We start from the raw sequence: 6,283 nt of genomic DNA, 5'->3' as shown, positions 1-6,283 counted from the left end.
CTCTACGTGCGCTACCGCCGGGTAAGCACGGGTTTCATATTCATGCCGAAGGCAGCTGCCAGCCGGCGATGAAAGAAGGTAAAGCCGTGGCCGCCGGGGCGGCGGGCGGACATTACGATCCGCAGCATACCGGCAAACACGAAGGGCCGTTGGGGGCCGGGCATCTTGGCGACCTGCCCCTGCTGGTGGTCAACGATGCGGGCGTAGCCGACCAGCCGAGTATTGCTCCGCGCCTGAAAACGCTGGCGGAGGTGAAAGGGAAAGCGCTGATGGTCCACGTAGGCGGGGATAACATGGCCGACAGTCCGCAGCCGCTGGGCGGCGGCGGCGAACGGTTTGCCTGCGGGGTGATTAAGTAGTTCCTTCGCCAATTGTGCCGGCCACCGGGGCCTGTTCCAGCTGCGACAGGGCGCAGTACAGTCGCCAAATCGCGGCGGCCAGTTCCCGCGCCGCCGGCTGATGATGGTGGTTCAGGGCGTCGCAGATCCGCTGCAGCTCCTGCAGGGTGGAGGCCAGCGGGCGCTGCTGCACGCCGCGCTCGCTCATCACATCGCGTAACAGGTTGATGCACAGGTCGCGCACCTGGGCGAGAGGATCGGAGCGGGTTTCCCATTCGCGAAGCTGCCAGACGACGTGCGAGCAATTGAGCAGCACGACGCCCCAACGCAACAGCCAGCGGCGCGCCAGGGCATCCTTACTCTGGCTGAGCTGACTGACGTGGTGATAGACCAGCGATTCAAATTCATGCTCACTGTGCTGAGGATGACGGCTAAGCTGATCGACAAAGTGACGCCGTAACGCTCTGATATGGCGTCGCCCTTTGCGGGCGTCAGAGCCCGGACTCAGTACCGCAAAGGCCAGCCAGGCAAAGCCTACCCCGACAATCTTGCTCAAATTATCATTGAAAAAGGCCGCATAATCGTACACCGGCGGGTTGGTGACGGCGATAAACGAGCCCATAAAGACGATAAGCTGCCCCCACAGGCCGGCGTATTTGGGCCACTGCAGTTTGAGTAACTGCATGGTGGTCAGGAGCGGGAACAGGAACAGCAGAAACTGCCACAGGTCGGTTACCTGCACCATCAGGCCGAACTTCACCACGAAACTGAATAGCGACAGCAGGACCAGAGTCTGCATCAGCAATGTCAGCGAGCGAAACGGCGAGGCGGATACGGAGTAGAGCACGCAGCAGATGGAGGCCAGGGTCAGGGCCGCCGCGCAGCTGGTCCACTGGGTACTGATCCCCCATGCGCCAATCGCCACCAGCGCGCAAAAGGTACGGACACCGTTGAGCAACGCCTCCGCCTGATCGGTATGGCGGGCTAACGGCGGGGCGGCGGGCACATTGAACTCGGCGATCGCCGAGGCATTTTCAACGCGGCGGATCCAGCGGCTGCTCTCCAGGTAAATGCGACAGAAATAGCGCAATCGCGCCCAGAAAGCGATGTGCCGGTAATCGGCATCCTGCCGCGGCGCCAGCGGCGCCAGGATCCGCGCAACGTGATAACTGTCGGCATGAGGGGTGGCGAGCTCGGCGAGCAGCGACTCCAGTACCTGGCGAGTGTTCGCCGGCGCGTCAGGCCAGTTCAGCAGCATCCGTCGCAGACTGGAGATGACGCTGGTCATTCTGAGCTGCTGATGCAGGAGGTAGTTCAGCAGAGAATTCTGCCGACGGAAACGGTAGTGGCTCCAGAAGGCCTGGATACGCAGCAGGTTCATGGTCAGGATCTGGCCAATCACGCTCTCATGGGCGGTGCGAATGGCATCCGTCGTCTCCGGCACCCACAGCAGGCTGGCGTGCTCCAGCAGCCGGGCGTGCATGGTTTTCAGGGCCGTCAGCAGGTTGCTGCCGTCGGAGGTGCTTGGCAGGATCATCATCATTAGCCCGCCGCAGAGGATCCCGACGATGACTTCGCAGACGCGCGACTGGGCGATGACCCACAGCTCGTAGCTGTCGCTGATGTTAATCACCGGAAAGACGATGATGGCGCAGGTATAGCCCGCCAGCTGAAAGGCGTAGGCGACGTTGTTGGTGAACAGGGCGCAGGCCCAGGTGCAGAACGCCAGCCAGCCGGAGATACTGAACAGAAACAGCCAGGGATCGTTGAGTGTATGACCGGCAAGCAGCAGGGCGGCGCAGGCGCCGAGCAGGCTGCCTGCGATGCGGCCAAAACTTTTACTGATCACGCCGCCGACGGTGGGAAAGCTGACCACCGCCGCGGACGTCATCGCCCAGTAGGGCTCATCAAGATCCAGCGCATAGGCGATACTCAGCGCAAGACACATCGCGATGCCGTTACGCAATGCGTACCGCCACTGCGGCCGGGTGGCTTTAACCCAGGGGAGTGCGCGCCACGACAGGGTCTGCAGGTTCATTACTGCCCGCCAATTGAGACAGTGCAGGTGGTACCGGAGACCAGGGTGACATCGGCCGGCAGCGTATCAAAGGCAATTCGCACCGGAACGCGTTGGGCGAGACGAACCCAGGGGATATTTGGTTTGATGTTGGCCACCAGCCCGGTTCCCTGTTCCACGCTCTGGTCGACAATCGCGCGGCCGATGCTCGCGACATGGCCCTTTAGCGTCTGCTGATTGCTATAGAGAATAATTTGTGCCGGATCGCCGATGCGAATGTGGCGCAGTTTGGTCTCTTCGAAGTAGCCCAGTACGTAAAACGAATGGCTGTCCACCAGGGCAAAGACCGGATGGCCGGTGGTAGCGTAATCACCGACGCGGGTGGAAAGGTTGGTCACCCAGCCATCCACCGGCGCTTTGACAACCGTCTGGCTGAGCTGCCACTGCGCATGTTTCAGCGCCGCTTCGGTTACGCCGACCCCCGCTCTGGCGGCAGCCAGGGTGGTGGTGGCGGTATTCAGGGCGGTATTGACGTTCTCAAGGTCTTCAGCCGAGATGGCATTTTGCGACAGGCTTCGGCGACGGCGAGCCTCGCTGGCGGCCTTGCTTTGCTCCGCCTGCGCTTTCGCCACCTCCGCCTGGGCTTTCGCCAGCTGCGCCTGGGCGTTCAGCACCGCGATGCGATAGGGGGTGTCGTCGATGGTAAACAATACTTCCCCGGCTTTGACCCGTTGGTTATCGGTTACGTTCAACTGCAGAATACTGCCGGAGACCTGAGGGGTGATCCCAACCTGCTCGGCGCGCACTTTGCCGTCGCGGGTCCAGGGTGACTGAGTGTAGAAATTCCATAACAACCATGCGGCAATCAGGGCGACGGCCGCGACCAGCAGCGTTGACAGATATTTTAATCTTTTCATAACAGGGAGATCACCAGGCAATGAGTAATACCAGGGCCAGACAGACCGAGAGCGCGAACAGGGAGAGATCCATTAGTAGCGGGTGCCAGATGTCGCCCGCATACATCCAGTCACGCAGCTGGCGATGTAAAAACAACCAGATAAAGAAACCCAACAAGACGGCTTTGAACAGCGGAGGGAAATAGACGGATGCGCCGAACACCAGGTCCTGCAGCGGCAATCCGGATGTGTTAAGACTCAGTTTCACAAGCAAAAATCCTTTGCCATTACAGGGGTAACCTCAGGACGTGCTACTCTTTAACAGTGTAAATCATTGTTTTGGTTTTTGTTGAATCAAGTAATTCATTTGTTTTGATAATTCAAATGCTGCACACTATTCTAAAATCAGTATAATAACTTAGCAAGCTAATTATAAGGAGATGAAATTGGAATCGCCACTTGGTTCTGATCTGGCACGTTTAGTTCGCGTTTGGCGCGCGCTAATCGACCATCGCCTGAAACCTCTGGAGTTAACGCAGACCCACTGGGTCACGCTGCATAACATCCACCAGCTGCCGCCTGAGCAGTCGCAGATCCAGCTGGCGAAAGCTATCGGTATTGAACAGCCGTCGCTGGTGCGCACGCTCGATCAGCTGGAGGAGAAAGGGCTCATTTCTCGCCAGACCTGCGCAAGCGATCGGCGGGCCAAACGCATCAAGCTGACGGAAAAAGCCGAACCGCTGATCAACGAGATGGAAGAGGTGATAGGTAAGACCCGTGATGAAATCCTCTCAGGGGTCTCGAAGCAGGAAGTGGAAACCTTGCTCCACTTAATCCGTAAACTTGAACAAAATATCCTCGATCTCCAGGCTAAAGATTAATTCTTTGCGGCCCGGGCTAATCCGGGCCTTTTTTCACCCTCCCTGCCGATGCCAGACGATCACCTGGTTACGTCCGTTATTCTTTGCTTCATACATGGCTTCGTCCGCGCGCTGAACGCACGCTTCCGCTGTCACGCTATTGTCGTGGGTGGTATACACCCCCATGCTGATGGTCATTCGCTCCGGTAAATGGCTCTCCCCGGCACTGACCGCCAGGCGGATACGCTCGGCGATCGCTTGCGCTTCTTTTTCACCGGTGTTAACCAGCAGCAGAGCAAATTCCTCACCGCCGATGCGTGCGGCGGCGTCATCTACCCGCGAATGGCTTTCCAGCACCGAGGCGGCGAACTGGATCACTTTGTCGCCCGCGACGTGGCCGTAGCTATCGTTGATGCGTTTGAAATGGTCGAGGTCGCTGATGAGCACCGACAGCGGATGCTGGGCATTCACCTTCGCCAGCTGTTGGTTAAGGGTGTCGTAGAAGAAGCTGCGGTTGTAGAGGCGGGTCAACGGGTCGCGGATCGAATTCTGATACGAATGGACATATTTGTGGTTAGACTCGCGATAGAGGATAAAGACGTCAACCAGTAGCACCAGAATCAGGAACAAGGTGCATAGCGTTTCGAAAAAACGCGCCTGGTACCAGGTCTGATCCAGCTCCCCTGCGGTGGAGAGCAGCTGGAAAAGCGTGAACAAATAAGCGCTGCAAAAAAAAGCGCCGCTGAACCAAAAAATATTACGCAGTTTACTCAAGCTAATTAATAAAATCAGCGTGATGAACCAAACTGCCATCAGCAGCCAGCCGATAATACTTTGCCACAACGGGGTAAAGGTATGGCTCAGATCGTCGATAAAATTGACGCTCAGCCACGGCGAATGGCTGGAGTATAGCCATGATAAAACAATAATGGTCAACGTAAAAAGAATACATGCTGTAAATGTAAGAACGTGTGCTTTCCACGAATGCATGATGCGCTGGCGAAAATAGTACAAAATAATAGATGACATGAATAACACAGCCATCATTATATTGCGGAAGAAATAATAGATAACGGCGTCATTTTGATTAACGACCGGGGCCGGATTGCAGGTAAGCCAGTCCGGATAGCTGCTGAGCGTGCCAAGCATCAGCAGCGCTGAGCAGGCAAACCCGAAAGAGACTGGAGTAAGGTAGAGACGCCGCTTGCTGCTCCAGTATTTCATGCCCATAAAACAGGCAATGGTAATATGAAAAACCATCAGGAAACTGGTCAGCAGCGGAAATAATATTGAGGAAGTACTACTGAAGCTGGTATGAAAAAAAGCAGTCATCCCGGAAATGCCAATCCCGGCCAGTAAACAAATGCAAATATAAAGGATTAGACGTTTAACGATATGATGCACATGTTCGGGCATAGGCAATATTCCACATAAAAGGCAACGGCAGCGACGATGAGTCACTAGGGCTAATTTACGTTCTTGAGGGTAATAGGGGCGGGCAGATAAGATATTGCGCAGGCGCAATGATTCATGGAATATTAAAATAAATATGTCTGATGGTTACTACGAATTTATTACGGCGAAATAAACGTGGCTGAAAAATACGATGCGGCGCAACCGGCCGCATCGTAAGGGAAATTATCGCGGAGAGACGGTGACCTGGCTGCCGCTGCCGGCAATGGCCACGCGCTGACCAACGGAGAACGGAGTGCTGCCCTGTTTCTGCACTACCATAATGGTATTGCCATCGTCCTTACGGATTTCCAGTTCAACGCCCTGCGTTTTATTCATCGCGCCCTGAACGCCCTGACCGGCTACGCCGCCCGCGACCGCACCTGCCGCCGTAGCCAGAGAGCGTCCGGTACCGCCGCCGATGGTGTTTCCAAGGAACCCGCCCAGTACCGCACCGCCAATGGCCCCGATGGCATTGCTATCGTCGCCGCTCTGGATCTGTACGGCGCGCGTATGCACGATGGTACCGTAAGTCACGCTCTGCACCTGTTTGGCTTCAGATGCGGAATAAACGTCGCCGGACAGGCCGCTGCTGCTCACGCAGCCTGCGAGCGTAAAACCAATCATCGATACAGCCAAAACACGTAAAATCATTTATGAATCTCCTGTTCACCGAAGGTGTTCAATTGAACGTCCATACGGTTAATTATATGGCATTTA

General features: G+C 56.3%; 7 protein-coding genes. 2 read left to right on the top strand and 5 right to left on the bottom strand.

The window, feature by feature from the left end:
- Positions 1 to 359: superoxide dismutase family protein (gene sodC, locus KHQ28_RS19800; RefSeq protein ID WP_211777657.1), on the top strand; the 359-nt coding region annotated here is incomplete at its 5' end.
- Here the strand turns inward: sodC and KHQ28_RS19795 are convergent.
- Genes KHQ28_RS19795 through KHQ28_RS19785 form a run of 3 tightly spaced genes read right to left on the bottom strand, consistent with a single transcriptional unit; the run spans position 352 to position 3,519 of the window.
- Positions 352 to 2,376, bottom strand: coding sequence for an FUSC family protein (locus tag KHQ28_RS19795; protein ID WP_032418893.1), 2,025 nt, complete (start codon positions 2,374 to 2,376; stop codon positions 352 to 354). The two genes, sodC and KHQ28_RS19795, sit on opposite strands and share 8 nt — an antisense overlap.
- Positions 2,376 to 3,272 carry an HlyD family secretion protein gene (locus tag KHQ28_RS19790; RefSeq protein WP_004143835.1) on the bottom strand — a complete coding sequence of 299 codons (897 nt, stop codon included), beginning with the start codon at positions 3,270 to 3,272 and terminating at the stop codon, positions 2,376 to 2,378. The genes KHQ28_RS19795 and KHQ28_RS19790 overlap by 1 nt, the downstream gene beginning before the upstream one ends.
- Before the next feature lie 10 nt (positions 3,273 to 3,282).
- Positions 3,283 to 3,519 carry a DUF1656 domain-containing protein gene (locus KHQ28_RS19785; RefSeq protein WP_004143834.1) on the bottom strand — a complete coding sequence of 79 codons (237 nt, stop codon included), beginning with the start codon at positions 3,517 to 3,519 and terminating at the stop codon, positions 3,283 to 3,285.
- Between the two features lie 172 nt (positions 3,520 to 3,691).
- Here KHQ28_RS19785 and slyA point away from each other — a divergent pair, with 172 nt between their 5' ends.
- Positions 3,692 to 4,132 (top strand): transcriptional regulator SlyA, encoded by a 441-nt coding sequence (gene slyA / locus KHQ28_RS19780; RefSeq protein WP_004143833.1) that lies wholly within the window; start codon positions 3,692 to 3,694, stop codon positions 4,130 to 4,132.
- A gap of 33 nt (positions 4,133 to 4,165) precedes the next feature.
- Here slyA and KHQ28_RS19775 read toward each other — a convergent pair whose 3' ends face one another.
- Complete coding sequence (locus KHQ28_RS19775) at positions 4,166 to 5,527, bottom strand: GGDEF domain-containing protein (protein WP_020804619.1); 1,362 nt, start codon at positions 5,525 to 5,527, stop codon at positions 4,166 to 4,168.
- A 222-nt stretch (positions 5,528 to 5,749) separates the two neighbouring features.
- A complete protein-coding gene (gene slyB, locus KHQ28_RS19770) occupies positions 5,750 to 6,217 on the bottom strand; it encodes an outer membrane lipoprotein SlyB (RefSeq protein WP_002907749.1) in 468 nt (155 codons plus the stop codon).
- Positions 6,218 to 6,283: the final 66 nt, after the last annotated feature.

Origin of the sequence: Klebsiella sp. 28, assembly GCF_018223905.1 — a bacterium.
Taxonomy (GTDB): Bacteria; Pseudomonadota; Gammaproteobacteria; order Enterobacterales; family Enterobacteriaceae; genus Klebsiella; species Klebsiella pneumoniae.
This window is presented reverse-complemented; position numbering and strand designations above follow the sequence as displayed.